General features: G+C 65.9%; 22 protein-coding genes. 10 read left to right on the top strand and 12 right to left on the bottom strand.

Translation table 11 applies throughout. From position 1 onward, the window contains the following. Positions 1-1,743, top strand: a complete 1,743-nt coding sequence (locus AC1G9C_RS02715; RefSeq protein WP_480409388.1) for an ATP-binding protein — start codon at positions 1-3, stop codon at positions 1,741-1,743. 158 nt (positions 1,744-1,901) lie between these two features. On the opposite strand, the gene AC1G9C_RS02710 is transcribed toward AC1G9C_RS02715, so the two are convergent. From AC1G9C_RS02710 to AC1G9C_RS02685, 6 genes are all read right to left on the bottom strand, one after another. Beyond that, on the bottom strand, positions 1,902-2,363 hold the full coding sequence (locus AC1G9C_RS02710) for a nucleoside deaminase (protein ID WP_480409387.1): 462 nt from the start codon (positions 2,361-2,363) through the stop codon (positions 1,902-1,904). Between the two features lie 3 nt (positions 2,364-2,366). Continuing rightward, positions 2,367-3,035 (bottom strand): ankyrin repeat domain-containing protein, encoded by a 669-nt coding sequence (locus AC1G9C_RS02705; protein ID WP_021445607.1) that lies wholly within the window; start codon positions 3,033-3,035, stop codon positions 2,367-2,369. Positions 3,036-3,158: 123 nt separating this feature from the next. Then, positions 3,159-4,259: a GGDEF domain-containing protein gene (locus AC1G9C_RS02700; RefSeq protein WP_480410383.1), complete on the bottom strand. Its 1,101-nt coding sequence runs from the start codon at positions 4,257-4,259 to the stop codon at positions 3,159-3,161. Between the two features lie 96 nt (positions 4,260-4,355). Further along, complete coding sequence (locus tag AC1G9C_RS02695) at positions 4,356-5,651, bottom strand: TRAP transporter large permease (RefSeq protein WP_480409386.1); 1,296 nt, start codon at positions 5,649-5,651, stop codon at positions 4,356-4,358. Then, positions 5,641-6,117, bottom strand: coding sequence for a TRAP transporter small permease (locus tag AC1G9C_RS02690; protein ID WP_480409385.1), 477 nt, complete (start codon positions 6,115-6,117; stop codon positions 5,641-5,643). The genes AC1G9C_RS02695 and AC1G9C_RS02690 overlap by 11 nt, the downstream gene beginning before the upstream one ends. A 154-nt stretch (positions 6,118-6,271) precedes the next feature. Next, a complete protein-coding gene (locus tag AC1G9C_RS02685; RefSeq protein ID WP_122110274.1) occupies positions 6,272-7,273 on the bottom strand; it encodes a DctP family TRAP transporter solute-binding subunit in 1,002 nt (333 codons plus the stop codon). Between the two features lie 298 nt (positions 7,274-7,571). On the opposite strand from AC1G9C_RS02685, the gene AC1G9C_RS02680 reads away from it, so the two are divergent. From AC1G9C_RS02680 to AC1G9C_RS02670, 3 genes are all read left to right on the top strand, one after another. Further along, positions 7,572-9,032 (top strand): sigma-54 interaction domain-containing protein, encoded by a 1,461-nt coding sequence (locus tag AC1G9C_RS02680; RefSeq protein WP_480409384.1) that lies wholly within the window; start codon positions 7,572-7,574, stop codon positions 9,030-9,032. Between the two features lie 552 nt (positions 9,033-9,584). Further along, positions 9,585-10,970: a GntP family permease gene (locus AC1G9C_RS02675; RefSeq protein ID WP_122110217.1), complete on the top strand. Its 1,386-nt coding sequence runs from the start codon at positions 9,585-9,587 to the stop codon at positions 10,968-10,970. A 63-nt stretch (positions 10,971-11,033) separates the two neighbouring features. Next, positions 11,034-12,602 carry an acyl CoA:acetate/3-ketoacid CoA transferase gene (locus AC1G9C_RS02670; protein WP_480409383.1) on the top strand — a complete coding sequence of 523 codons (1,569 nt, stop codon included), beginning with the start codon at positions 11,034-11,036 and terminating at the stop codon, positions 12,600-12,602. A 72-nt stretch (positions 12,603-12,674) separates the two neighbouring features. Here the strand turns inward: AC1G9C_RS02670 and speB are convergent, their stop codons facing one another. Then, the gene (gene speB / locus AC1G9C_RS02665) at positions 12,675-13,646 is read right to left on the bottom strand and encodes an agmatinase (RefSeq protein ID WP_021442507.1); all 972 of its coding nucleotides are present in this window, start codon (positions 13,644-13,646) and stop codon (positions 12,675-12,677) included. Between the two features lie 10 nt (positions 13,647-13,656). Further along, on the bottom strand, positions 13,657-14,736 hold the full coding sequence (locus AC1G9C_RS02660) for a polyamine ABC transporter substrate-binding protein (RefSeq protein ID WP_021442508.1): 1,080 nt from the start codon (positions 14,734-14,736) through the stop codon (positions 13,657-13,659). Positions 14,737-14,851: 115 nt separating this feature from the next. On the opposite strand from AC1G9C_RS02660, the gene AC1G9C_RS02655 reads away from it, so the two are divergent. Beyond that, positions 14,852-15,748 (top strand): LysR family transcriptional regulator, encoded by an 897-nt coding sequence (locus tag AC1G9C_RS02655; RefSeq protein WP_021442509.1) that lies wholly within the window; start codon positions 14,852-14,854, stop codon positions 15,746-15,748. Here AC1G9C_RS02655 and AC1G9C_RS02650 read toward each other — a convergent pair. Further along, the gene (locus AC1G9C_RS02650; protein WP_021442510.1) at positions 15,745-15,909 is read right to left on the bottom strand and encodes a hypothetical protein; all 165 of its coding nucleotides are present in this window, start codon (positions 15,907-15,909) and stop codon (positions 15,745-15,747) included. The genes AC1G9C_RS02655 and AC1G9C_RS02650 overlap by 4 nt on opposite strands. A gap of 221 nt (positions 15,910-16,130) precedes the next feature. Between AC1G9C_RS02650 and AC1G9C_RS02645 the strand changes: the two genes are divergently transcribed. The 5 genes from AC1G9C_RS02645 to AC1G9C_RS02625 all read left to right on the top strand — a co-directional run bounded on the left by AC1G9C_RS02645 (position 16,131) and on the right by AC1G9C_RS02625 (position 20,267). After that, on the top strand, positions 16,131-16,685 hold the full coding sequence (locus AC1G9C_RS02645) for an NADPH-dependent FMN reductase (RefSeq protein WP_021442511.1): 555 nt from the start codon (positions 16,131-16,133) through the stop codon (positions 16,683-16,685). Positions 16,686-16,739: 54 nt separating this feature from the next. Beyond that, a complete protein-coding gene (locus tag AC1G9C_RS02640) occupies positions 16,740-17,666 on the top strand; it encodes an ion channel (RefSeq protein ID WP_021442512.1) in 927 nt (308 codons plus the stop codon). Between the two features lie 76 nt (positions 17,667-17,742). Next, entirely contained in the window at positions 17,743-18,318 is a 576-nt protein-coding gene (locus tag AC1G9C_RS02635; protein ID WP_480409382.1) for a TetR/AcrR family transcriptional regulator, read from the top strand. After that, positions 18,315-19,202 (top strand): alpha/beta hydrolase family protein, encoded by an 888-nt coding sequence (locus tag AC1G9C_RS02630; RefSeq protein WP_021443314.1) that lies wholly within the window; start codon positions 18,315-18,317, stop codon positions 19,200-19,202. The genes AC1G9C_RS02635 and AC1G9C_RS02630 overlap by 4 nt, the downstream gene beginning before the upstream one ends. A 405-nt stretch (positions 19,203-19,607) precedes the next feature. After that, positions 19,608-20,267, top strand: a complete 660-nt coding sequence (locus AC1G9C_RS02625) for an endonuclease (protein ID WP_480409381.1) — start codon at positions 19,608-19,610, stop codon at positions 20,265-20,267. Between the two features lie 33 nt (positions 20,268-20,300). Here the strand turns inward: AC1G9C_RS02625 and hutC are convergent, their stop codons facing one another. The 3 genes from hutC to hutH form a co-directional block, all read right to left on the bottom strand. Further along, positions 20,301-21,014, bottom strand: a complete 714-nt coding sequence (hutC, locus tag AC1G9C_RS02620) for a histidine utilization repressor (RefSeq protein WP_480409380.1) — start codon at positions 21,012-21,014, stop codon at positions 20,301-20,303. Between the two features lie 155 nt (positions 21,015-21,169). Further along, positions 21,170-22,309: a hypothetical protein gene (locus tag AC1G9C_RS02615; RefSeq protein WP_480410382.1), complete on the bottom strand. Its 1,140-nt coding sequence runs from the start codon at positions 22,307-22,309 to the stop codon at positions 21,170-21,172. Between the two features lie 266 nt (positions 22,310-22,575). After that, complete coding sequence (hutH, locus tag AC1G9C_RS02610) at positions 22,576-24,108, bottom strand: histidine ammonia-lyase (protein ID WP_480409379.1); 1,533 nt, start codon at positions 24,106-24,108, stop codon at positions 22,576-22,578. Between the last annotated feature and the right edge of the window lie 2 nt (positions 24,109-24,110).

Below are 24,110 nucleotides of genomic sequence, written 5' to 3'. Positions count from 1 at the left end.
ATGGACAAAAAACACGCCAGCCCTATAGAAAATCTTGCCATAGGTAAAATCATCGAAGTGGATGGCTCACGCATTATTGCCGAGCTTGATCCGAAAATATCTGATTTATCTAGAGTGTTTGCCGGTGAAAACTACCCAATTGGACAATTTGGCTCAATTATTAAGGTTCATTTTGGTCGTCGTTCAATCTATGGTTTGGTAAGCCGCTTAAGAATGAAAGCAGATTACCAACTTGAAAAAGGGATACCCGTTGCCTCTTCTGATGAGCGCATAGTTGAAGCGGATCTGTTCGGTGAAGGTGAGTGGCGAAACGACGGGGAAGGAATATTTTCCCTAGACTTTGAACGCGGCGTTTCAACATATCCTCTACCACAACAAACAATCTACATAACCCCAAAATCTGAACTTAGATTTATCTATGGGAACTCCAAAGGTGCTGTGATTCAACTGGGCGAGCACGTTGGCTCTGGCGGCGCGCCTTGTTATGCAGAACTTAACGAACTGCTGGGCAAACATACTGCGATACTTGGCTCAACTGGCGCGGGAAAATCAGGAACTGTTGCCGCCGTTATACACAGCATTTTAGAACGCGGAGAGATAGCCGGTCATAAAAATTGGCACCCACAGGTCATTATCCTTGACCCTCATAACGAATATGGCAAAGCTTTCCCCAAGCATCAACGACTATCAACTGATGAAGGGACACTAAAGCTACCATACTGGCTACTGGATCTAGAAGAATCATTAAATCTTTTTATCGGAAAAACAGAGCGCGCCGCAACATCACAGTCAAACATTGTAAAAAACGCCTTAACGTCTGTTCGAGAAGAGGCCGCTATAAAATTAGGCCTTGAAAAGGATAAGTTAACAGTCGACTCACCAATCCCCTATGTACTTGGGAACGCCAATGGCATGGACCATTTCGGCATAAAGGATGGTGCTCTTTACCTAGAAGGCCTAATAGGCGCTATCAACGCGCAGCGGCCAGAAGGAAAAGATAAAAGTAAACATGAGGACTACAGCAAAGTAATAAGAAAAATTGACTCGCTATCTAAAGATGGCCGCCTTAAATTTATGATGGAAAACTGGGACAACGATCAAGACCCATTAAAATTCATTATCAACCAATTTTTCACTCAAAAGACAACTGTCCAGATAGTAGATTTATCCGGCGTACCCAATGAAGTTGCAGGCGTGGCAAGCGCCGCTATTGCAAGAATGATATTTCAACTAAAAGTATGGCAAGCAGAATCTGAGCGTCAGAATAGCCCTGTACTATTGGTCTGCGAAGAAGCGCACCGGTATGTACCCAATCGAGGCGAAGCTCAATACGAAGCTGCTCAAGCTGCTATTCGCCGAATTGCAAAAGAGGGTCGAAAATATGGAGTTGGCTTGCTACTTGTGTCACAAAGGCCAAGTGAAGTAGAAGCAACCGTATTATCACAATGTAATTCCTGGATAGTTTTACGTATAACCAACGACTCGGATAGAGAGCATGTCCGCAGCGTACTGCCTGACTCGATGTCAGGCCTAACAAAAATGCTATCTGGATTACGCCGCCAAGAAGCAATCTTTGTTGGGCAAGCTGCAACTTTACCCTCTAGGATATTGATTCGAAGTCTTTCACTAGAACAATTACCACGCTCAAATGATGTCAATTTTGATAAAGGTTGGCAGCATGAGGCTTTGACCCTGGAGCAGATTGGTCAGATAGTAGAAAAATGGAGATATCAAAGCAAATGAAGATAATAGGGGGGAAACCACGGATTTCAGGGAACTTAAAAATCAATCGTGTCCTCGACACTCTAAGGACAAAAGGGGACAGATTTATTTACTGGCTCACCCCATCGAGCTGGAAAATACGCCAGCCCTCTTCTCGCCCGATAACTAAAAAAACGTCCTTATAGCGCTACCTGCCGAGCCTGCCAATGCGCGTAGATATCGGCCATTTCCTGCTGCGGGCAATGGACGATGGGCAGCCGCTGTTCGGCAAGCGGCAGGCTCATCTGCTGGTAGACGGCAGCGCTCGACAGGCCGAAGGGTTCGCCCTCGGCGTTGCTCGCGGCGAACACCACCCGGCTGACTCCGCACTGGTGCATGGCGGCCAGGCACATCGGGCAGGGTTGGCCGCTGGCGTATACCACGCAGCCGTCCAGACGCGGGCCGAGCTGGCGGCTGGCGCTGCGGATGGCCTGCAGCTCGGCATGGGCGGTCGGGTCCTGGCTGAGGTGGATCTCGTTGACCGCTCGCGCCAGCACCTGTCCATCACGCACCAGCAACGCGCCAAAGGGGCGGCCACCGTTTTCGACATTCTGCCGGGCCAGCGCCACGGCCTGTTGCAGGTAATGCTGATCGTCGTGCATGGCTCAATGGGCTCCGGCATTGATTAGGAGTTCGGCCACCCGCGTCTGGCCGCGCCGCTCGGCGTGCCGCAGTGCGCTAACGCCGTCACGGTCGGCCAGTTGCAGGTCGGCCCCGGCCTCGATCAGCAGCGCGACGATGCGCTGATGGGCCGGGCCGCCGTCACCGAGAATCACCGCCTCCAGCAGGCAGGTCCAGCCCAGGTGGTTGACGTGATCGACATCCACGCCAGCCGCGATCAGCCGTCGCACGGTTTCCACATGGCCGCGCTCGCAGGCCGGGATCAGCGCGGTACCGCCAAAGCGGTTGGTGCTGCGCAGGTCGGCCCCATGGGCCAGGGTCAGCTCGAGGATCTGCAGGTACCCGCTGGCGCCGGCCAGCAAATAGGCGCTGTCCTGGCGCGCGTTCTGCAAGTTGACGTCGGCTCCGGCCTCGACCAGCACCCGCGCGACCTCGATGCGATTGCCCGCGGTAGCCAGCAGCAATGCACTGTTGCCCTGCTCGTCCTGGGCGTCGATGACCACGCCCTGCGCCAACAGGGCATCGAGGCCGGGCAGATCGCCCACCGCCGCCGCCGCGCGCAGGCGCTGCTCGGCCTCCGGCGTCGCGCCCACAGGCCCGACCATGAGCACACAGGCCAGCAGGCCGATAATCTGAGGGAGAACCGCTTGCATGGAGTCGCTCCTGGCTGAGATTCGAGGCCTGCAGTATCGCCGCCGCCCGGTACACGCCGAAATTAAATATCCCCATGCCAGCCAGTTGCGCCCTGCATGCCCGATCCACCGCGCGCGCTCAGCTCACAAGCGCAGATCGAACTTATCCAGCAGCAACTCCCCCGGCAGATCGCCGCTGACCAGCTGGTTGCGCCCGCGCGCCTTGCCGCTGTACAGGCGGCGGTCGGCGCTGCGGTAGAGTTCGGCGGCGCTGCGGCCGTCCCTGGGCCAGGCGGCCAGGCCGAAGGTGGCGGACAGCGGTATCGGCTGGCCGTCGTATTGCAGCGGTTGTTCGGCGATCTGCTGGCGCAGGGTTTCCACCAGCGGGTCGGCGCCGGCGCAGTCGGTATGGCGCAGCAGTAGGCCGAATTCCTCGCCGCCCAGGCGGCCGAGCAGGTCGGTGACGCGCAGGCGTTGCTGGAGGATGGCGCAGATATGCTGCAGGGCCATATCGCCGGCCTCGTGGCCCCACTGGTCGTTGACCTGTTTGAAGTGGTCGACGTCGAGCAGCACCAGCACCAGTTGCCCGTTACTGCGCTCGGCCTCCTGGACGGCGCGCTGCAGGGCGTGCTGGAAGCTGCCGCGGCTGGCCACGCCGGTCAGCGAGTCGGTTTGCGCCTGGCGTTCCAATTCCTCGTAGGCCTGCATGCGCAGGCCGTCGTAGATGTGGATGAACACCAGAATCAGCGCGCCGCACAGCGTGGCGTTGCCCAGGTCGATCAGGCCGGCGGCGTCCAGCCGCAGGTGGTTGTCGGCGAAGTACAGCAGCAGCGCCGCCAGCATGAAGGGCGCGGTCAGCACGAAGCCGCGCTTCTTGCCCAGCAGCAGGTAGGCCAGCAGCGGGATCATGTAGACCCAGACGAAGGCGGCGGACGAGGCGTCCGGCATGACGATGATGTAGAGAATGAAGGCGAAGGTGGGGATCAGGTAGAGGTACACCCACAGGTCCAGATGGCGCGCCTGCTCGATGCGCCAGCCGCCGAACAGCAGCACCACCGTGCAGAGCAATTCGAGGATGGCGAAGGGGTAGTTGCCGGCCAGCGTCTGCAGCATGGCGAAGCCGCCCAGGGTCAGGCCGGTGGCGAGCAGGATGGTGCGCATCAGCGCGCGCTTGCCGGCTTCGCGCAGGCCCGCGCAGTGCCCCGTCGTCAGGTCCTTGTCATCGTCTCGCTTGCCATCGACCATCAGTCCGCCCAGCACCGCCGCCGTCGTTGGTGCGCGGCCCCCCGCCACGCACTTTCACCCAACTATAGACGGCAAACCGCCAGTACCCAGCCGGCGCTACACCGCGTAGCCGAGTACACGCGGCAGCCACAGGGCGATTTCCGGGAAGATCGCCACCAGCAGCAGGGCGCTGGACATCACCAGGACGAACAGCAAGGCCCAGCCTACGGTCTGTTCCAGGCGGATCTTGGCCACCTCGGCGGTGACCATCAGGTTGATCGCCACCGGCGGCGTGAACTGGCCGATGGCGATGTTCATCGCCAGCAGGATGCCGAACCACACCGGGTTCCAGCCGAAGTGCTGCATCACCGGGATCAGGATCGGCATCAGGATCAGGTAGATGGAGATGGCATCGAGCAGCATGCCGGCCAGCAGCACGGCGAGCATCACCAGCGCCAGCAGCACCCAGCCGTTGTCCGACAGCGAGATCAGCCATTCGGCCAGGTGGCGGAAGGTGCCGAGCATGGTGCCGGCCCAGGCGAAGATGCCGGCCAGGGCGATGATCAGCATGACCACGCCGGAGATCACCGCCGCCTCGCCGCAGAGCTTCCACAGGCTGCGCCAGTTGAGTTCGCGGGTGAGCAGCAGGCCGACCAGCACGCCGTAGGCCACCCCGGCCACCGCCGCTTCGGTGGGGGTGAACAGGCCGCTGCGCAGGCCGCCGAGGATCAGCACCGGGGCGAACAGCGCCGGCAGCGCCTGCTTGAAGCTCTCGCCCAGCGGCGGCCGCTCGCCCTCCTCCGGTGCTTCCCAGCCGTAGCGCCGCGACAGCAGCCAGGCCGGCAGCAACAGCACCAGGCCAGCGAGGATGCCGGGGAACAGGCCGGCGGCGAACAGCGCGCGCAGGTCCACGCCCGGCACCACGATGGAGTAGAGGATCAGCGCGATCGACGGCGGAATCAGGATCGCGGTGGAGGCGGACGCGGCGATCAGCGTGGCCGAGAAGGGTTTGGGATACCCCGCCTTGGTCATGCTCGGCAGCATCACCATGGCCACCGCCGCGGCATCGGCCGGGCCGGAGCCGCTCATGCCGCCCATGATCAGGCACACCAGCACCGCGACCAGGGCCAGGCCGCCGTGGCGCGGGCCGATCAGCGCCTGGGCGAAACGCACCAGGCGCAGCGCCACCCCGGCCTTCTCGAACACCAGGCCGGTGAGGATGAACAGCGGAATGGCGATCAGCGGGTACTTGGCCACGCCGTTGTAGGTGTTGGTGCCGAGGGTGGCGAGCATGTCCGGCGACAGCCCGGCGATGATGCCGATGGCGCCGGACAGGCCGAGGGCGAAGGCCACCGGCACACCGAGTGCCAGCAGCACGGCGAAACTCAAGATCAACCAGAGATCAGGGCTCATCACCGAGCCTCCCGCGCAGGCGATCGAGGGTCATCTGGCTCAGGCGCACCAACAGCAGCAGCGCCAGGAGCGGCAGCCAGACCACGTACCACCAGTTGGGCAGGCCGAGGCCGGGCGACTCGGAATCCCACTGGAATTCCTCCCAGGCGAACTGGCCACCGAACCAGCACACCAGAGCCAGTACCAGCACGCCGGCCAGCCACTGCAACAGGATCAGCGGCGTGCGCAGGCGCGGGAACAGGCGCTCGAGCAGGCCGATACGAATGTGTCGGTTGCTGCGCATGGCCACCGAGGCACCGGCGAAGGTGAGGATGACCAACAGGAACACCGAGATTTCCTCGGTGAAGGCGAAGGATGCATCGGTGAAATAACGCACCACCACGTTGGCCAGGCTGATCAGGCTGATGATCACCAGGGCCAGGGTGGCGAGCACGCGCTCCAGCGGCGCGTCGATTGGCTTGCTCATAGGAACCTCGAATGACCGTGTTGGCGTGGTTCAGCGGCGGCTGTTCGCCCTTCCCCCTCGCCCATGAATGGGAGAGGGGAGCGGACCGGTGTCGCGCCACAGACTTCCAGCACCACGCCCCAGAGCCCTGGGGCTTGCGGTCAGATAAAACGGATCAGGGCTGGGCCACGGCCTGGCGGGCGGCGTCCATCAGCGCCTCGCCGATACGCGGCGCCCACTTCTCTTGCACGCTGGCGGTGGCTGCGGCGAAGGCGGCACGCTCGGCCTCGCTCAGTTCGATCACCTCCACGCCGCGCTCGCGGATATCGGCCAGGCGCTGGGCCTGGGCGCTGCGCGACAGCTCGATCTCCCACTTGCCGGCGTCGATGGCGGCCTGGCTGAGCAGCTCGCGATCGGCCTCGGGCAGGGCTTTCCACACGCGCTGGTTGACCGCGAAGATCAGCGGGTCGGCCATGTAGTCCCACAGGGTCAGGTACTTCTGCCCGACCTGGTCGATGCGCGCCACGTCGAACACCGACAGCGGGTTCTCCTGGCCGTCCACCGCGCCGGTGGTCAGCGCCGGCTTGGCATCGGCCCAGCTCATCTGCGTGGGGTTGGCGCCGAGGGCGTTGAAGGTGTCCTGGAACAGCGGCGAGCCGACCACGCGGATCTTCAGGCCGGCCAGGTCGGCCGGGCTGCGCACCGGCTTGGCCGAGTTGGACAGCTGGCGGAAGCCGTTCTCGCCCCAGGCCAGCGGCACTATGCCGCGCTGCTCGATGGCGGCGAAGGCCAGCTTGCCGGCCTCGCCCTGGGTGATGGCGTCGAGGTCGGCGTCGCCCTGCATCAGAAATGGCAGGGAGAACAGGTTGAGCTCCGGCACCTGCGGCGACCAGTTGATGGTCGAGCCCACGGCCATGTCGATCAGGCCCGAGCGCATGGCGGAGAATTCCTTGGTCTGGTCGCCCGCCACCAGCTGCGCGTTGGGATAGACACGCAGGGTGATGCGCCCTGCGGAGCGCTCGTTGACCAGGTCGGCCCACTTCTGCGCGGCCTGGCCCCAGGGGAAGGCGTCGGACAGCACGGTGGAGACGGAGTATTCGCGCGCCTGCGCTGTGGCGCACAGGGCGGTCAGCGCGGCGCCGGCGGCCAGCGCGGAGAAGAGTCGCTTGAGTTTCATCGGGGGCGTCCTTGTATGGATCTTGGTCGTTGTCGTTGTGGCACCGCAATGCGGTGCGGATCCAGCGGTGAGCGGTTGGCTCGCCTGGCGCGCCTGGTCGGCACGCGAGAGGGACACGGCAGGTGTCACGACTGCCGGGCAGGCCTTGTGGGCGATCGGCAGGGGCCAGCGGGTTACGCTTAGCCGCCTAACTATTCCAGAAGCGCGCGGCGAATGCCATTGTCCGATGTCTGTTAACGTTGCCCGGCCGAACGAGCCCCACCCATAATCGCCGACACCTGATTTCGGACCTTTGCCCATGGCCATTTCCCGCGACGACCTCGACCAGCACGGCCTGATCATCGGCGTGTCGCCCGAGCGCTTTCGCGCCGTGGCCATGCCGCTGCTGTTCGACCACCTCGACGCCCAGTGCGAGGGCACCATCGCGGTCAACCGCCAGGCACGCATCGTCTGGATCAACGACAAGTACGCGCAGAAGGTCGGCATCAGCGACCCGCGCAGCGCGCTGGGCAAGGAGGTCGAAGAGGTGCTGCCGGCCAGCCGCCTGCGCGAGGTGGTGGAAAGCGGTCAGCCGAGCATGCTCGACCTGATGGCCTTCGGCGACGAGCACTTCGTGGTCACCCGCATCCCCCTGCGCGACGCGGACGGCACCCTGGTCGGCGCCCTCGGCTTCGTGCTGTTCGACCGCGCCCGCCATCTCAAACCGCTGATGGCCAAGTACAACCAGCTGCAGAGCCAGCTGCTCGCCACCCAGCACGAGCTGGCCAAGGCCCGTCGCGCGCGCTACACCATCGCCGGCTTCATCGGCGCCAGCGCGGCGGCCAGCGAGGTCAAGCGCCAGGCGCGCCGCGCCGCGCAGCTCGACGCCACGGTGCTGCTGCGCGGCGAGACCGGCACCGGCAAGGAGCTGCTGGCCCAGGGCATCCACAACCTGTCGCCGCGGGCCAACGGCCCCTTCGTCGCGGTCAACGTCGCGGCGATCCCGGAAACCCTGGTCGAGGCCGAGCTGTTCGGCACCGCGCCGGGGGCCTTCACCGGCGCCGAACGCAAGGCGCGCATCGGCAAGTTCGAGGTGGCCAACGGCGGCACCCTGTTTCTCGACGAGATCGGCGACCTGCCGCTGCCGCTGCAGGCCAAGCTGCTGCGGGTGCTGCAGGAGCAGGAGGTGGAGCCGCTCGGCTCCAACCAGGTCAAGCCGCTCAACGTGCGGGTGATCGCCGCCACCCATATCGACCTGGAAGCCAAGGTGGCCGCCGGGCAGTTTCGCGACGACCTCTACTACCGCCTCAACGTCCTGGCCCTGCGCGTGCCGCCGCTGCGCGAACGCGCCGGCGACATTCCCGCGCTGATCGAACACCTGCTCGACGACCTGGCCAACCGCTCCGGCCTGGCGCCGCTGGAGCTGAGCGACGACGCCCTGGCCCTGCTCTGCGCCCAGCCCTGGCGCGGCAACGTGCGCGAGCTGCGCAACCTGCTGGAACGGGCGCAGCTGGCGGTCGACGGGCGACTGGATGGCGCGGCCTTGCGCGCTCTGCTGGTCGATCCGGTGGCGCCGAGTGCGCAGATTCCCGTCGCCCCCGTCGCGATGGCCGGCGCGCGGACGCTGGCCGAGCAGCTGGCGCAGGCCGAGCGCCAGGCCCTGCAGGCGGCACTGGACGCCACCGGCGGCAACCGCCAGCAGGCGGCCGAACGCCTGGGCATTTCCCGCGCCGGCTTCTACGCCAAGCTGGCGCAGCATGGGTTGGGGCGCCGAGGCTAATTCTGCTCATTTACGGGGGCGGCTGGGGCGGCATTCCGCTTCAGCCGCGAAAGCCGTTGCGCCAAGCTTCGCGGCTAAAGCCGCGCCTACAGAAGGCGTTGTGGGCCGCAGTTAGGTAGCCCGGATGAAATCCGGGAATCGACGCCCCCAAAGCCCCGGATTGCATCCGGGCTACGACTCGGGCGTAGGGTGGATCACGCTTTATCGATCCACCATTGGCTACCCCACGAAACGCAACGGTGGAAATGCACAGCGATTACCCCCCTACAACACGCCCCAGAAATCCAGATATCTGGACAACCTTCGACCTTTCAATTCCATGAATCTGGACTAAATCCAGAAAGCTGGAGGCCATCTCGTACCTCTCCTGCCTTCCCGCGCTCGGTCTGAAAGCCTGAAAACCCCTGGCCATAGGCCTTCCCGCCCTATCGACCAAAGTCGTAACGCCCTCTGGCACGACTCTGGCTATATCCGGCAAGGGCGCGCTGCCGCATGCGCGTCTTCTCGATAAACGGCCCAGAGCCGCTAGAACAACAACAAAAGGAACCACCCATGGGTACCCTAGGTATTCTGATTTCCCTCGCGCTGCTGATGTACCTCGCCTACCGCGGCATCAACGTGCTGATCCTCGCTCCGCTGCTGGCCCTGCTGGCGTTGCTGTTCGCCGGCGACATCGGCCTGCTGCTGCCCACCTACACCCAGGTGTTCATGAAGGCCATGGGCGGCTACGTGATCCAGTTCTTCCCGCTGTTCCTGCTCGGCGCGCTGTTCGGCAAGTTGATGGACGACTCGGGCTCGGCCCGCGCCATCGCCCACGGCATAGTCGCGAAAGTGGGCAGCGAGCGCGCCATCCTGGCCATCGTGCTGGCCTGCGGCATCCTCACTTACGGCGGCGTGTCGCTGTTCGTGGTGGCCTTCGCCGTGTACCCGATCGGCGCCGCGCTGTTTCGCGAGGCGGGCATTCCCAAGCGCCTGATCCCCGGTGCCATCGCCCTCGGCTCGTTCACCTTCACCATGACCGCGCTGCCCGGCACCCCGGCGATCCAGAACGCCATCCCCAACCCCTTCTTCGGCACCGACGCCTTCGCCGCGCCGGGCCTGGGCGTCATCGCCGGTCTGATCATGTTCGGTCTCGGCACCTGGTGGCTCACCGCCCAGTCGCGCAAGCTGATGGCCGCCGGTGAAGGCTACGGCGAACACCGCGACGACCCGGTTGCCGAGGACAAGCGCGACATTCCCGGCTTCTGGCTGGCGCTGCTGCCGATCTTCGTGGTGATCGCGCTGAACTTCCTGATGGCCAAGCAGATCCTGCCTAGCCTCGACACCAGCTACCTGGCCAAGCCGGAATTCGGCGGCCTGCAGGATGCCAAGTCGCTGATCGGCATCTGGTCGATCATCGTCGCCCTCGGCGCCGCCATCCTGCTGCTGATCGCCCTGCACTGGCGGCGCTGGATGGACCTGAAGCAGAGCGTCAACGACGGCGCCTTCGGCTCCATGCTGCCGATCCTCAACACCGCAGCCGAGGTGGGTTACGGCACGGTGATCGCCTCCCTGGCCGGCTTCGTCATCATCCGCGACCTGGTACTGGGCGTATCGAGCAACCCGCTGATCTCCGAGGCGGTGGCGGTGAACATCCTCGCCGGCATCACCGGCTCGGCCTCCGGCGGCATGTCCATCGCACTGAAGACCCTGGGCGAGCAGTACCTGACCCTGGCCAACGCCGCCGGCATCAGCCCCGAGCTGCTGCACCGCGTCGCTGCCATGGCCTCGGGCTGCATGGACACATTGCCGCACAACGGCGCGGTGATCTCGCTGCTGGCGATCTGCAAGCTCACCCACCGCGAGTCGTACAAGTTCATCTTCGTCAACACCGTGGCCTTCCCGCTGGTGGCGCTGGTTGTCGTCATCACCCTGGGCACGCTGTTTGGCAGTTTCTGACCAGGCCCTGCAGGAGCGGCTCCCGGCCGCTCCTGCAGCCCCCGTTCTCCACGAGTACCCGCAATGAGCAAGATCATGACCGCCGCCGAAGCCGTGGCGCGCATCCCGGACAACGCCAACCTGGCCACCGGCGGCTTCGTCGGCATCGGCTTCGCCGAGGAGATCGCCATCGCCCTGGAGCGGCGTTTTCTCGCCGAACGGGCGCCGCGCGACCTGACCCTGGTGTACGCCGCCGGCCAGGGCGACGGCAAGGGCCGCGGCCTCAACCACCTGGCCCACGAGGGCCTGGTACGGCGGGTGATCGGCGGCCACTGGGGCCTGGTGCCGGGGCTGCAGAAGCTGGCGGTGGACAACCGCATCGAGGCCTACAACCTGCCGCAGGGGGTGATCTCCCAGCTGTTTCGCGATATCGCCGCCGGCAAGCCGGGGCAGCTGTCGCGGGTCGGCCTGGGCACCTACGTCGACCCGCGCCACGGCGGCGGCAAGCTCAATGCGCGCACCACCGCCGAGCTGGTGCGGCTGATGCCCATCGACGGGCAGGACTACCTGTTCTACCCGACCTTTCCCATCGACGTGGCAGTGGTGCGCGCCACCAGCAGCGACCCCGACGGCAACCTCAGCTTCGAGCGCGAGGCGTTGACCATCGAGAGCCTGGCCATCGCCATGGCCGCGCGCAATTCCGGTGGCCTGGTGATCGCCCAGGTCGAGCGCCTGGTCGAGCGCGGCTCGCTGAATGCGCGCGAGGTACGGATCCCCGGCATCCTCGTGGACTGCGTGGTGCAGGCCGAACCGGCCAACCACCAGCAGACCTTCGCCACCGCCTACAACCCGGCCTTCGCCGCCGAGACGCGGGTGCCGGTGGACAGCCTGGCGCCGCTGCCGCTGGACATGCGCAAGCTGATCGCCCGCCGCGCCGCGCTGGAGCTCAAGGGCGGTGCGGTGGTCAACCTCGGCATCGGCATGCCCGAGGGTGTCGCCGCGGTGGCCGCCGAGGAAGGCGTGATCGAGCGCCTGACCCTGACCGCCGAGCCCGGGGTGATCGGCGGCGTGCCGGCCTCGGGGCTGGACTTCGGCGCGGCGAGCAACCACAGCGCGCTACTCGATCAGCCCTACCAGTTCGACTTCTACGACGGCGGCGGCCTGGACATCGCCTTCCTCGGCCTGGCCCAGGCCGATGCCGCGGGCAACCTCAATGTGTCGAAATTCGGCAGTCGGCTGGCCGGCGCCGGCGGTTTTATCAATATCAGCCAGAACGCCAAGCAGGTGGTGTTCGTCGGCACCTTCAGCGCCGGCGCCCAGGACATCCGCATCGAAGGCGGCCAGTTGCGCATCGTCCAGGACGGCGCGCTGCGCAAGTTCGTCGCCGAGGTGGAGCACCGCACCTTCGCCGGCCGCCTGGCCGCCGAACGTGGCCAGCCGGTGCTCTACGTCACCGAGCGCTGCGTGCTGCGCCTGAGCCTGGACGGCCTGGAGCTGATCGAGGTGGCGCCGGGGGTAGATATCCAGCGCGACATCCTCGCCCGCATGGACTTCGCGCCCATCGTGCGCGAGCCGAAGCTGATGGACGCGCGGCTGTTTCGCCCAGAGCCCATCGGCCTGGGCGAACGGCTGGACGAAGTAGGTTGGCGCTGAGCGCAGCGAAGCCCAACGGCAGCAGACGGGACTCGTTGGGCTTCGTCGCGCTGCTCCTCAACCTACGGCCAACTACGTCCTTTCCCCCAGCTTATGCCGCGCGGCATACAGGCAGACCATCTCCATGGCCACCGTGGCGCCGGCCAGGGCGGTGATCTCGGCGTGATCGTAGGGCGGCGAGACCTCCACCACGTCCATGCCCACCAGGTGGATGCCGCGCAGGCCACGCAGGATCTCCAGCGCCTGGTGGGTACTCAGGCCGCCGCACACCGGGGTGCCGGTGCCGGGGGCGAAGGCCGGGTCGAGGCAGTCGATATCGAAGGTCAGGTACACCGGGTTATCGCCGACCCGGGCGCGGATCAGCTCGGCGATCTGCTGCGGGCCGCGGCGATGCACCTCGGGCGCGTCCAGCACCTGGAAGCCCAGGGTGTCGTCGTTGGTGGTGCGCAGGCCGATCTGCACCGAGCGCGCCGGGTCCACCAGGCCCTGGCGGGCGGCGTGGTAGAACATGGTGCCGTGGCTGACGCCCTGTTCGCTGGCATCGCTATCCGGCCAGGTGTCGCTGTGGGCATCGAAGTGCACCAGCGACAGCGCGCCATGCCGCTTGGCATGGGCCTTGAGCAGCGGGTAGCTGATGAAATGGTCGCCGCCCAGGGTCAGCAGGCCGCAACCGGCGGCAACGATCCGCTCGGCATGCGCCTCGATGGCCGCCGGAATCCTGTGCGGCAGGGCGTGATCGAAGTTGCAATCGCCATAGTCGATCACCGCCAGCTGGTCGAAGGGGTCGAATTCCCAGGGGTAGTGGCGTTCCCAGGCGCTGGTCACCGAGGCGGCGCGGATCGCCCGCGGGCCGAAGCGGCTGCCGGGCCTGTTGGTAGTGGCGGTGTCGAAGGGCACGCCGCTGACCACCAGATCGACACCCTCCAGGTCGCGCGAGTAGCGCCGGCGCATAAAGCTGGTGACGCCGGCGTAGGTCGGCTCCGAGTAGGTGCCGTAGAGGCTGTCGCGGGTGATCGCCAGGTCGTTGCCTTGGAATGCTTCCATTGCCTTGTCCTCAATACTGACTGCGAAAGGTGGTCCAGATACGGGTGCGCTCGCGCTGCTGGCGCAGCGGCATCAGCTGCTCGCTGAACAGGCGCGCGCGGACTTCGGCCGGCGGGTAGATATCCGGATCGCCGGCGATGGCCTCGTCCACCAGCGCGGTGGCGGCCTGGTTGGCGTTGGCGAAGAACACGCTGTTGGTCAGCTCGGCGATGGCTTCGGGACGCAGCATATGGTCGATAAAGGCGTGGGCGGCCTGGGGATGCGGCGCGTCGGCGGGGATGGCCATGGTGTCGAACCAGATCAGCGTGCCTTCGACCGGCACGCGGTACTCCACGCTGAACGGCTGGCCGGCCTCGCGGGCATTGTCGGCGGCCATAAAGGCGTCGCCGTTGTAGGTCAGCGCCAGGCAGATCTCGCCCTTGGCCAGGTCGTCGATATGCCGGCCGCTGCCGACGTAGCGCAGGCTGGGCTGCAGGCCGGCGAGCAGTTGCTGCACCGCCGCCAGGTCGGCCTTGTCGCTGCTGTAGGGGTCCTTGCCCAGGTAGTGCAGGGCGATGCTGATCACCTCCTGGGGCGAGTCGATCACGGCGATGCCGCAGTCCTTGAGCCGGCTGGCGTATTCGGGCTTGAACAGCAGGTCCAGGCTGTTGCTCGGCACGCCCGGCAGGCGCTGCGCCACGGCCTCCTTGTTGTAACCCAGGCCGACCGTGCCCCAGGTGTAGGGCACGCCGTAGCGGTTGCCGGGGTCGGCCACGGCCAGCTTGGCCAGCAGCTCGCCGTCCAGGTTGCCCAGGTTGCTCAGCCGGCGGCGCTCGACCGGCTGCACGGCGCCGGCCTGGATCGCCCGGGCCAGGCCGCTGGAGGCGGGAAAGACGACGTCGTAGCCGCTGCCGCCGGTGAGCAGCTTGCTGTCCAGGGCCTCGGCGCTGTCGAAGATGTCGTACTTGACCCGGATGCCGGTCTCGTCCTTGAAGCGCTGCAGCGCCTGCTCGGGGATATAGGCCGACCAGCTGTAGAGATTCAGGGCCTTGTCTTCGGCCTGCACGGCGAAGGCGCTGCACAGCAGCAGGGGGAGGATGACCTGGCGCATCGGGTATGGCCTCGTGGTGGTGATGGGCTGGGGGTCATCCTGCGCCCGGCGTTGCTTCGAATAAATACGAAGTGATCTACTCTGGCATCGACAGCCATCAATGTATGGAGCCGCCATGCTCAGCCAATTGCGCGACCTCGACCTGCAGCTGCTGCGCCTGTTCGTCACCGTGGTGGAGAGCGGCGGCTTCAGCGCGGCGCAGGGCGAGCTGGGCATCGGCCAGTCGACCATCAGCACGCAGATGGCCAAGCTGGAGACGCGCCTGGGCTTTCGCCTGTGCGAACGGGGCAAGGCCGGCTTTCGCCTGACCGCCAAGGGCGAGCAGGTGCTGGCCGCCACGCGCAAGCTGTTCGGCGCCATCGAGACCTTCAAGGGCGAGGCCCAGGGCATGGCCGACAAGCTGCTCGGCGAGCTGCGCATCGGCCTCTCCGAGGCGCTCTCCGACCAGGTGCTGGAACGCCTCGGCGATGCCATCGGGCGTTTCCGCCGGCGCAACCAGGCGGTGCAGATCGAGCTGCTCAGCGCCATGCCCGCCGAGCTGGAACGGCGCCTGCTGCAGGACCAGCTGCAACTGGCCATCGGCTATTTCTCCGGCAGCCAGACGGCGCTGGACTACCGGCCGCTGTTCGCCGAGCGCCAGCGCCTGTACTGCGGGCGCCAGCACCCGCTGTTCGGGCGCGAGACGGTCGCGGCCAGCGACCTGGAAGACGGCGACCGGGTGCTGCACCCCTACCGCTTCGGCGCCGCCGGCGAGCCCTGGCAGTCCAGCGTCAGCAGCGCGCGCTGCGAACAGGTCGAGGGCAGCCTGGCCTTCGTCCTCTCCGGCGCCCACCTGGGTTACCTGCCCGAGCACATCGCCGCGCCCTGGGTGGCGCGCGGCAAGCTGCGCTGCCTGCCGGACAGCTGGGATTTCACCGTGCAGTTCCGCCTCGCCAGCCACCGCGGCCATAGCCCCGGCGAAGCGCAGCTGGCCTTCGCCGAGGATCTGCTGGCGGCCTTCGGAACGGACTAGGGGCGCTGCGCGCCAGGCTCCCCGGCCGTCCTCAGCTCGGCGGCCAGGGCTTCCAGCGCAGCGAGGATCGCCACGATCTCGGCATGCAGGTCGCGTTCGTCGGGGATTTCCGCTTCCAGTTGCAACTGTGGATCGAAGCCCAGGGGGATATGGATGCCCATAACGTTGTCCTCGTCGGCGCTGGCCGAACATGGCTGATGGATCGTTGGGCAGGGGATGAGCCGAACGGCTCGAAACGGAATGCTGCGCATCAGACTGTGCTCGCAACATGACGCCTTTATGACCCCGATCGACGGCGAGGCTCAAGCTGGAGCGTCCGGCAGGCGATAAACGGCGGTCTATAGTTGCTCACTCCCATTCGTTCTCGCCGCAAGGAGTTCCCATGAGCAAGACCTACCACGTCGCCGTGCTGGTCGGCAGCCTGCGCAAGGCCTCGATCAACCGCAAGCTGGCGCTGGCCCTGGCTCAGCTGGCACCGCCCTCGCTGAAGCTGGAGATAGTCGAGATCGGCGACCTGCCGCTGTACAACGAGGACATCGACCAGGGCAGCCCGCCCGAGGCCTACGTCGCCTTTCGCGCCAAGCTCAAGGGCGCCGACGCGCTGCTGTTCGTCACCCCGGAGTACAACCGCTCGATGCCCGGGGCGCTGAAGAACGCCATCGACGTCGGCTCGCGGCCCTACGGCCAGAGCGCCTTCAGCGGCAAGCCCGGCGCCGTGCTGAGCGCCTCGCCGGGGGCCATCGGCGGCTTCGGCGCCAACCATGCGCTGCGCCAGTGCATGGTGTTTCTCGACGTCTACATGATGCAGCAGCCGGAGGCCTACCTCGGCGGCGCCGGCAGCTTCTTCGAGGAGGCCGGCATGCTCGGCGACGGCATCAGGCCCTTCCTGCAGAAGTTCATCGACGCCTATGCCGCCTGGGTGGCGCAGCACGCCTGACACCGGGGCGGGCGGCACGGGCTAGGCTTGAGGAAAGCGCCACGAGGCTCGGCCATGGCAACCATCCAGCCCGACGAGGGCTTCTGGCAGGACGCCGAAACGGACAAGCAGCACGCCGCACTGCGCGCCGCCCTCGAGCAGCGCGCGCGCAGCGGCCAGCCGATGCTCGGCTTCCAGCTGAAGAAGGCCGAGCTGGCCGGCATCGATCTGGTCAACCACGGCAGCCGCGCCGGCTTCGTCCTGCGCGATGCCGACCTGTACCGCGCCGACCTGCAGCACGCCCATCTGTTCGCCCTCGACCTGCGCGGCAGCTCGCTGATGAAGGCCGACCTGCGCCAGGCCAACCTGCACTGCGTCGACCTGCGCGACTGCAACCTGCTGGGCGTGCGCCTGGAAGGCGCGCGACTGGACAACGTGGTGTGGGATCGCCAACTGCTGCAGGAGCGGGTGGCGCGCGAGCTGCTGCGCCGCGGCGACGCCAGCGCGGCGCAGCAGCAGTTTCAGGAGGCCGAGGAAACCTATCGCAACCTGCGCCTGCACCTGGAACAGGCCGGGCTGTTCGAGCAGGCCGGCTACTTCTTCCACCGCGAGATGCTCATGCGGCGCCTGCAGATGCCACGGCTCTCGGCGCGGCGCCTGCTGTCCTGGCTGGTCGACCTGTTCTGCGGCTACGGCGAGAAACCGCTCAACGTGGTGCTGTTCTCCCTCGGCCTGATCGGCGTCTGCGGCCTGCTGTACTTCCTCACCGGGGTCAACCAGGGCGGCCAGACACTGGGCCTGAGCCTCGACCGCAGCCTGCTGGGCAACCTGCAGGACCTGCTCGCCTGTCTCTACTACAGCGTGGTCACCTTCACCACCCTGGGCTACGGCGACATCACGCCCGGCGGCCTGGCGCGGCTGATCGCCGCCGTCGAAGCCTTCGTCGGCAGCTTCACCATGGCCCTGTTCGTGGTGGTGTTCGTGAAGAAGATGACTCGCTAGCCTGGCGCATTTGCCGCCAGACGCGACCGGAATGCCGCTTGCCCGCCTAGACCGACCGGTCTACATAATCTCTCCCATGAACAAGACCACCCGCGACAAGCTGATCGACGCCATGATCGACGCCCTGCAGCGCAAGGGCCTGCACGGCGTCGGCCTGAGCGAACTGCTGGCCGACGCCGGCGCGCCCAAGGGCAGCCTCTACCACCACTTTCCCGGCGGCAAGAGCGAACTGGCGGTGGCCGCCATCGAGCGGGTCGGCCAGCGCGCCGAACAGGCCTTCGCCGTGCTGTTCGAGCACCAGCCCGAGCCGCTCGACGCCCTCGCCGCCTGGCTGCATGGCGCCCTCGGCCAGCTGCAGGGCAGCGCCTTCGAGCGCGGCTGTCCGCTGGCCACGGTGGCGCTGGAAAGCGGCCCCGAGGACGAGGACATCCGCGCCGCCCTGGCCACGGCCTTCGCCGCCATTCGCCGGGCGCTGCAACGCCAATTGCAGGCACACGGTTACCCCGAGGCCGAAAGCCTCGCCGCGCTGTTCGTCGCCCTCTACGAAGGCGGCCTGCTGCAGGCCCGCGTCGCCGGCAGCGCCGAGCCGCTGCGCCAGGCCGCCGACGCCCTGTTCCACCTGACCCGCCAGCAACGAGTGCCACTGCCATGAACCACGACCGCCCGACCATCCTCAGCGAAGCCGTAGCACTGGCGGCCCGCGACGGCTACCCGCTGACCGCCACCCTGTACCACGCGCGCGAACCCCGCGCGCAGTTGCTGATCGCCGGCGCCACCGGGGTGCCGCAGGGCTTCTACCGGCGTTTCGCCGAACACGCCGCCGCCCGCGGCTTCAGCACCCTGACCCTGGACTACCGCGGCGTCGGCCAGTCCAAGCCGGCCAGCCTGCGCGGCTTCGACATGGATTACCTGGACTGGGCGCACCTCGACCTGGCCGCCGCGGTGGATCAGCATCGGCACGGCGAACGCCCGCTGTTCATGGTCGGCCACTCCTTCGGCGGCCATGCCTTCGGCCTGCTGCCCAACCATGATCAGGTGACCGGCTTCTACACCTTCGGCACCGGCGCCGGCTGGCACGGCTGGATGCCCAAGGCCGAACAAGTGCGGGTGCTGGCCATGTGGCGGCTGATCGGCCCGCTGATGACGCGCTACAAGGGCTACCTGGCCTGGAGCAAGCTGGGCATGGGCGAGGACCTGCCGCTGGGCGTGTACCGCCAGTGGAAGCGCTGGTGCCGCTACCCGCGCTACTTCTTCGACGACCCGCAGATGCCCGGTCTGGCCGAACGCTTCGCCCGAGTCGCCACGCCCATGGTGGCGCTCAACACCCTGGACGACCTGTGGGCGCCGCCCGCCTCGCGCGATGCCTTCATGGCCGCCTACGTCAACGCGCCCTACCAGGCGCGCACGCTCGATTCGCAGGCCGAAGGCCTGGGCACTATCGGTCATATGGGTTACTTCCGCCCCGCCGCCCAGCGCCTGTGGGACGAGACGCTGGACTGGTTCGAGCGACTGCACGCCGAGCGACGCGCGGCCTGAGCCGATAGTGGTAGGGATGGGTGTGCGCGGCGCACCCTGCGGCGAGCTAGGCCAGCAGCGCGGGAATCCGAAGAGGTCGGGCGAACGCCCCAAAAAAGAAAACCCCGCGTTTGCGGGGCCTTGCAGACTGTAGTCCTGACATCCTTGATCTGCTCACCGTCCTGGCGGCTGTCCAGTGTGTCCCTGTTCGTTTGTGCGCTTCCTGCGCTGAATCCGTAAGCAGAAGAGTACGCCCGTGCCGAATCGCCCGACAGTGGCGATAAGCGGCAGCCTGTGTAAGCCATGGCTTACAGGCAACCAACCAAGCATTCGCTCGGGGTTATCTTGTGACGCGCGTCTTGCTAGACTCCGGCTTGTCCTACAAAAACAACAGACTCCGTCAACGGCGGTCATTGGGGCTCGATCATGCGCGCAGTCACCCTGATTCTCGGTTGCCTGGCAACAGCTTTTGGCACGTTCGTCCTGGCTTCTGGCCAGACTCAACTGGGCGATCCCAAGCAGGCCATCGCACAGGCCTTCTGGCAGGATCTCTACGGCGCCGGCGGCACCACGCTGTATTGCGCCAAGCCCTTCGACGGCGAGAGCGGCACCGTCACCGCCAGCCCGATCTACAGCAGCAAGCAGCTCAAGAGCGCGCTGCGCTGCGTCACCGACCGTCAGTGCACCATCATGAATCCGCGCTATCCCTACATCGCCGCGGACCTGCACAACCACTATCCAGCCCTCACCCGCGTCGAGCTGGCGCGGCGCAACGCCCAGTTCGCCGACCTGGCCGACGATGTGCCGAGCAAGTTCGCCGACATCGGCTGCGACCTGAAGACCAGCTTCCAACTGGTGGAACCGCGCGACGAGGCCAAGGGCAATATCGCCCGGGCGATCTTCTACATGCACGTCGAGTACGACCTGCCCATCGTCGGCCTGGTGTCGATGTACAAGGCCTGGCACCGGCTGGATCCGCCGGATGCCGAGGAGAAGGCGCGCAACGACAAGATCGAGGCGCTGCAGGGCACCCGCAACCGCTTTATCGACGATCCGTCATTGGTGGATCAGCTAATCAGCGATTGACGCGGGGGGTGCCGCGCGCACCCTACGGGCGGGTTATCCCCGGCGCTTATGCAGCGACCGCAGCTTGTAACGGTCGCCGGGATGGATCAGCCGCGCGTAGCTGATCAGGTGATCCTCCGACCAGGTGCGGCGGATCACGCTCAAACAAGGCATGGCCGGGTCGATCTGCAGCAGTTCGGCGGTAGGTGCATCCACCAGCACCGCCTCGACCACGTGCTCGATGTCCGAGATCGGGCAGCTGGCCACCAGCACCTCGTTGGGCGTGTGCTGGCTGAAGTCGGTGTCCAGGTAATGCGGCACCCAGCGCGGGTTGACGAAGCGATCCTCGAGCTGGATCGGCAGGCCGTCCTGCAGGTGCACCAGGATGCTGTGAAACACCTCCGCGCCCAGGCGCAGGCCGAGGCGCAGGGCCACCTCGTCGTCGGCGGCGATGGCCTCGCAGCGCACCACCCGGTTGTCGTAGACATGGCCGCGGCCGCGTACCTCGGCGGCGATGTTCATCACCTCATGCAGCGGCGACTCGGCCTTGCGGTCGGTGACGAAGGTGCCGAGTCCGGCCTGGCGCACCAGATAGCCCTGCTGCACCAGATTCTGGATCGCCTTGTTGGCGGTCATCCGGCTGACACTGAAATCGCGCGCCAGCTGCTCCTCCGGCGGGATCTGGTGGTTGACCGGATAGGCGCCGTCGCGGATGCGCTCGAGCAGGTATTCCTCGATCGCCCGGTAGCGGGGGGTTGTGCTGGTCACTGCGATTCCTTGGGTTGTACCCGAAGCGCAGATGATAGCCTCCCCTCTCGCCCGCGCGTAGGGACAACGGCGTGCGATTGCCACAATATGGGGCACAGGCCGGCGGATCGCCGACCTGTGCCTGTGACGCACTCAGCGCACCGCTTCAGGCTGACTCAGAAGTAGTAGCCGATATTGGCGTAGAGCTGATTTTCCCACTGGTCGCTGCCGCCACTGCCGAGGCTCTGGGTGTAGCTGCTGCCGCCCAGGTAAGGATCGTTCTTGCCATGCAGCCATTCCAGGGCGATCCACAGCTCCTTGAAGGAAAACGAGGTGCCCAGGATAAAGCGCTCGGAATCCTTGAAAGAACTTTCCGACTTGTCGAAGCGGCTGTAGTTGCCGTACAGCTTCACGCCGGAAAACAGCCAGTAGTTGCCCGGCAGGTCGTAGCTGAGGTCGGCCAGGTACAGGTTGCCCTTGGACGCCACGTTGAAGGTGCCGTCGAAACTGCCGAAGGTCACGACCTTGTCGGTACCGGCATTCTTCGGCTCCATCTGCTGCCGCGTCGCCTGCAGTTGCACGCCCCAGGGGCCGTTCTGCCCCAGGTAATGCGCAGCGAACACCGAGCGCCGGCCATCCTTGCCGGTGTCCTGGTTCTCCAGGGTCGAGGTCAGCAGCGAGCCGCCGATTTCCGACGACCAGCCGCCGACCCTGAGCTTGCGCGCCAGACGCAGCACCAGCTTGTTCTGCTCGTCGTTGTCGCTGCCGTCGGCCACGTAGTCGTCGGCGTCGGCGACGTTGGTCGAGAAGGACTTGCCGCCGCGGCTGGTGCCCGTCCACTGGCCGCCGTCACTGGGGTAGAAAGCGGCGTGGAGGCTCCAGTCAGCATCGTCCTTGATGTATTTGACGCCGAGGTTGTGCACGTCCTCCAGGCCGATGACGTTGCCCAGACCCAGGTAGAAGGTGCTGCCGTAATAGGGCAACAGGCCAAAGGGCATCTGATTGATGCCGACCTGCACCTGCTGCGTTTCATCGAACTTGTAACCTATCCAGGCCCAGGCCGGGAAAGAGACGTCGCCAATGCTGTCGACATAATCGTAGGGATAGGAGCCGCCATAGAAACGATACTGCGCCGAGCCGATCCAGGTCTCCGAACGGTAATTCACGTCGATGCGAAAAGTATCGAAGGACAACTTCTGGATATCCCGATCCGGGTCGTAGTCGAAACGCGCCCGCAGCGCCCCGCCGACGTCCAGATTCTCGGTCACCGGCGCCGCTGCCACGCCTTGCGCGAATAGCAGCGCGGCGCAAAACATATAGCGCGGTCGGTGTTTCTTATAGTTATCGAACAACATATGGTCACCCTCTATTTTTGTGTTTTTACGGACAAAGCCCTGCCGCAATGCCATGCAGCAGCTGGCACTCTTGTTGAACGTTGGAAACAGGCACGCAGGGGCTAGCCCCGCCCTGCAAGCGACGCGGAAGTTATTGCGAGTCGATGTTTAGCGCGCGGTTAGTTGTCCATGCACAGCCGCCCCTGGCTGTGCATGGCATCCGCCATCGCTGGCGCCGCGTCGGAGGGTTAGCCCGACGGCAACAGCCCGGCCGGCAGCAACGGCGTCAGCACCCGTTCGGCCAGCAGGTCGTTCGCCGCGGCGATATCCGGGGCGAAGAAACGGTCTTCCACGTAGTAGGGCACCTTGGCGCGCAGCGCCTGACGCGCCTGCTCCAGCGCCGGCGAGCTCTTCAGCCCTTCGCGGAAATCCAGGCCCTGACAGGCGCCCAGCCATTCCACGGCGAGCACGCCGCGGGTGTTGGCGGCCATTTCCCACAGGCGCTTGCCGGCCGCCGGGGCCATGGACACGTGGTCTTCCTGGTTGGCCGAGGTGGGCAGGCTGTCGACGCTGTGCGGGTGGGCCAGGGCCTTGTTCTCGCTGGCCAGTGCGGCGGCGCTGACCTGGGCGATCATGAAGCCGGAGTTGACCCCGCCGTTGGCCACCAGGAAGGGCGGCAGCTGCGACATGTGCTTGTCCATCATCAGCGAGATGCGGCGCTCACTCAGCGCACCGATCTCGGCGATGGCCAGGGCCAGATTGTCGGCGGCCATGGCCACCGGCTCGGCGTGGAAGTTGCCACCGGAAATCACCTCGCCCTCGGCGGCGAACACCAGCGGGTTGTCCGATACCGCGTTGGCCTCCACCGCCAGCACCTCGGCGGCCTGGCGCAGCTGGGTCAGGCAGGCGCCCATCACCTGCGGCTGGCAGCGCAGCGAGTAGGGGTCCTGCACCTTGTCGCAGGCGGCGTGGGAGCGACCGATCTCGCTGCTGGCGCCGAGCAGATGGCGATAGGCGGCGGCCGCGTCGATCTGCCCGCGCTGGCCGCGGGCGGCGTGGATGCGCGCATCGAAGGGCGCTCGCGAACCGAGCATGGCCTCGACGCTCAACGCCCCGCAGACGCTGGCGGCGGCGTACAGGTCCTCGGCCTCGAACAGCCCGCGCAGGGCGTAGGCGGTGGACACCTGGGTGCCGTTGAGCAGGGCCAGGCCCTCCTTGGCCGCCAGGCACATCGGCTCCAGGCCGGCCAGCGCCAGCGCTTCGGTGGCCGGCAACCACTCGCCCTTGTGCCGCGCCTGGCTCTCGCCGAGCAGGATCAGCGACATATGCGCCAGCGGCGCCAGGTCGCCGGAGGCGCCCACCGAGCCCTTGAGCGGGATATGCGGGTAGACCTCGGCGTTGACCAGGGCGATCAGCGCCTCGATCACCTGCCGGCGGATGCCGGAGAAACCACGCGCCAGGCTGTTGATCTTCAGCAGCATGATCAACCGCACCATGGCGTCGTCCAGCGGCTCGCCGATGCCGGCGGCGTGCGACAGCACCAGCGAGCGCTGCAGCTTTTCCAGGTCGGCGTTGGCGATGCGGGTCTGCGCCAGCAGGCCGAAGCCGGTGTTGATGCCGTAGGCGGTGCGGCCCTCGGCGACGATCTGGTTGACGCAGGCGACGCTGGCGTCGATGGCCGGATAGGCGCTGGCATCCAGGGTCAGGCACACGGGCGTCTGGTAGGCGACGCGCAGGTCGGCCAGGGTCAGCTGGCCGGGGCGAATATGCAGAACGGGCATGA

This window comes from Pseudomonas sp. ABa2, from assembly GCF_056676075.1.
The sequence above is the reverse complement of the archived record's forward strand: the minus strand, read 5'-3'. Positions and strand labels throughout refer to the sequence as shown.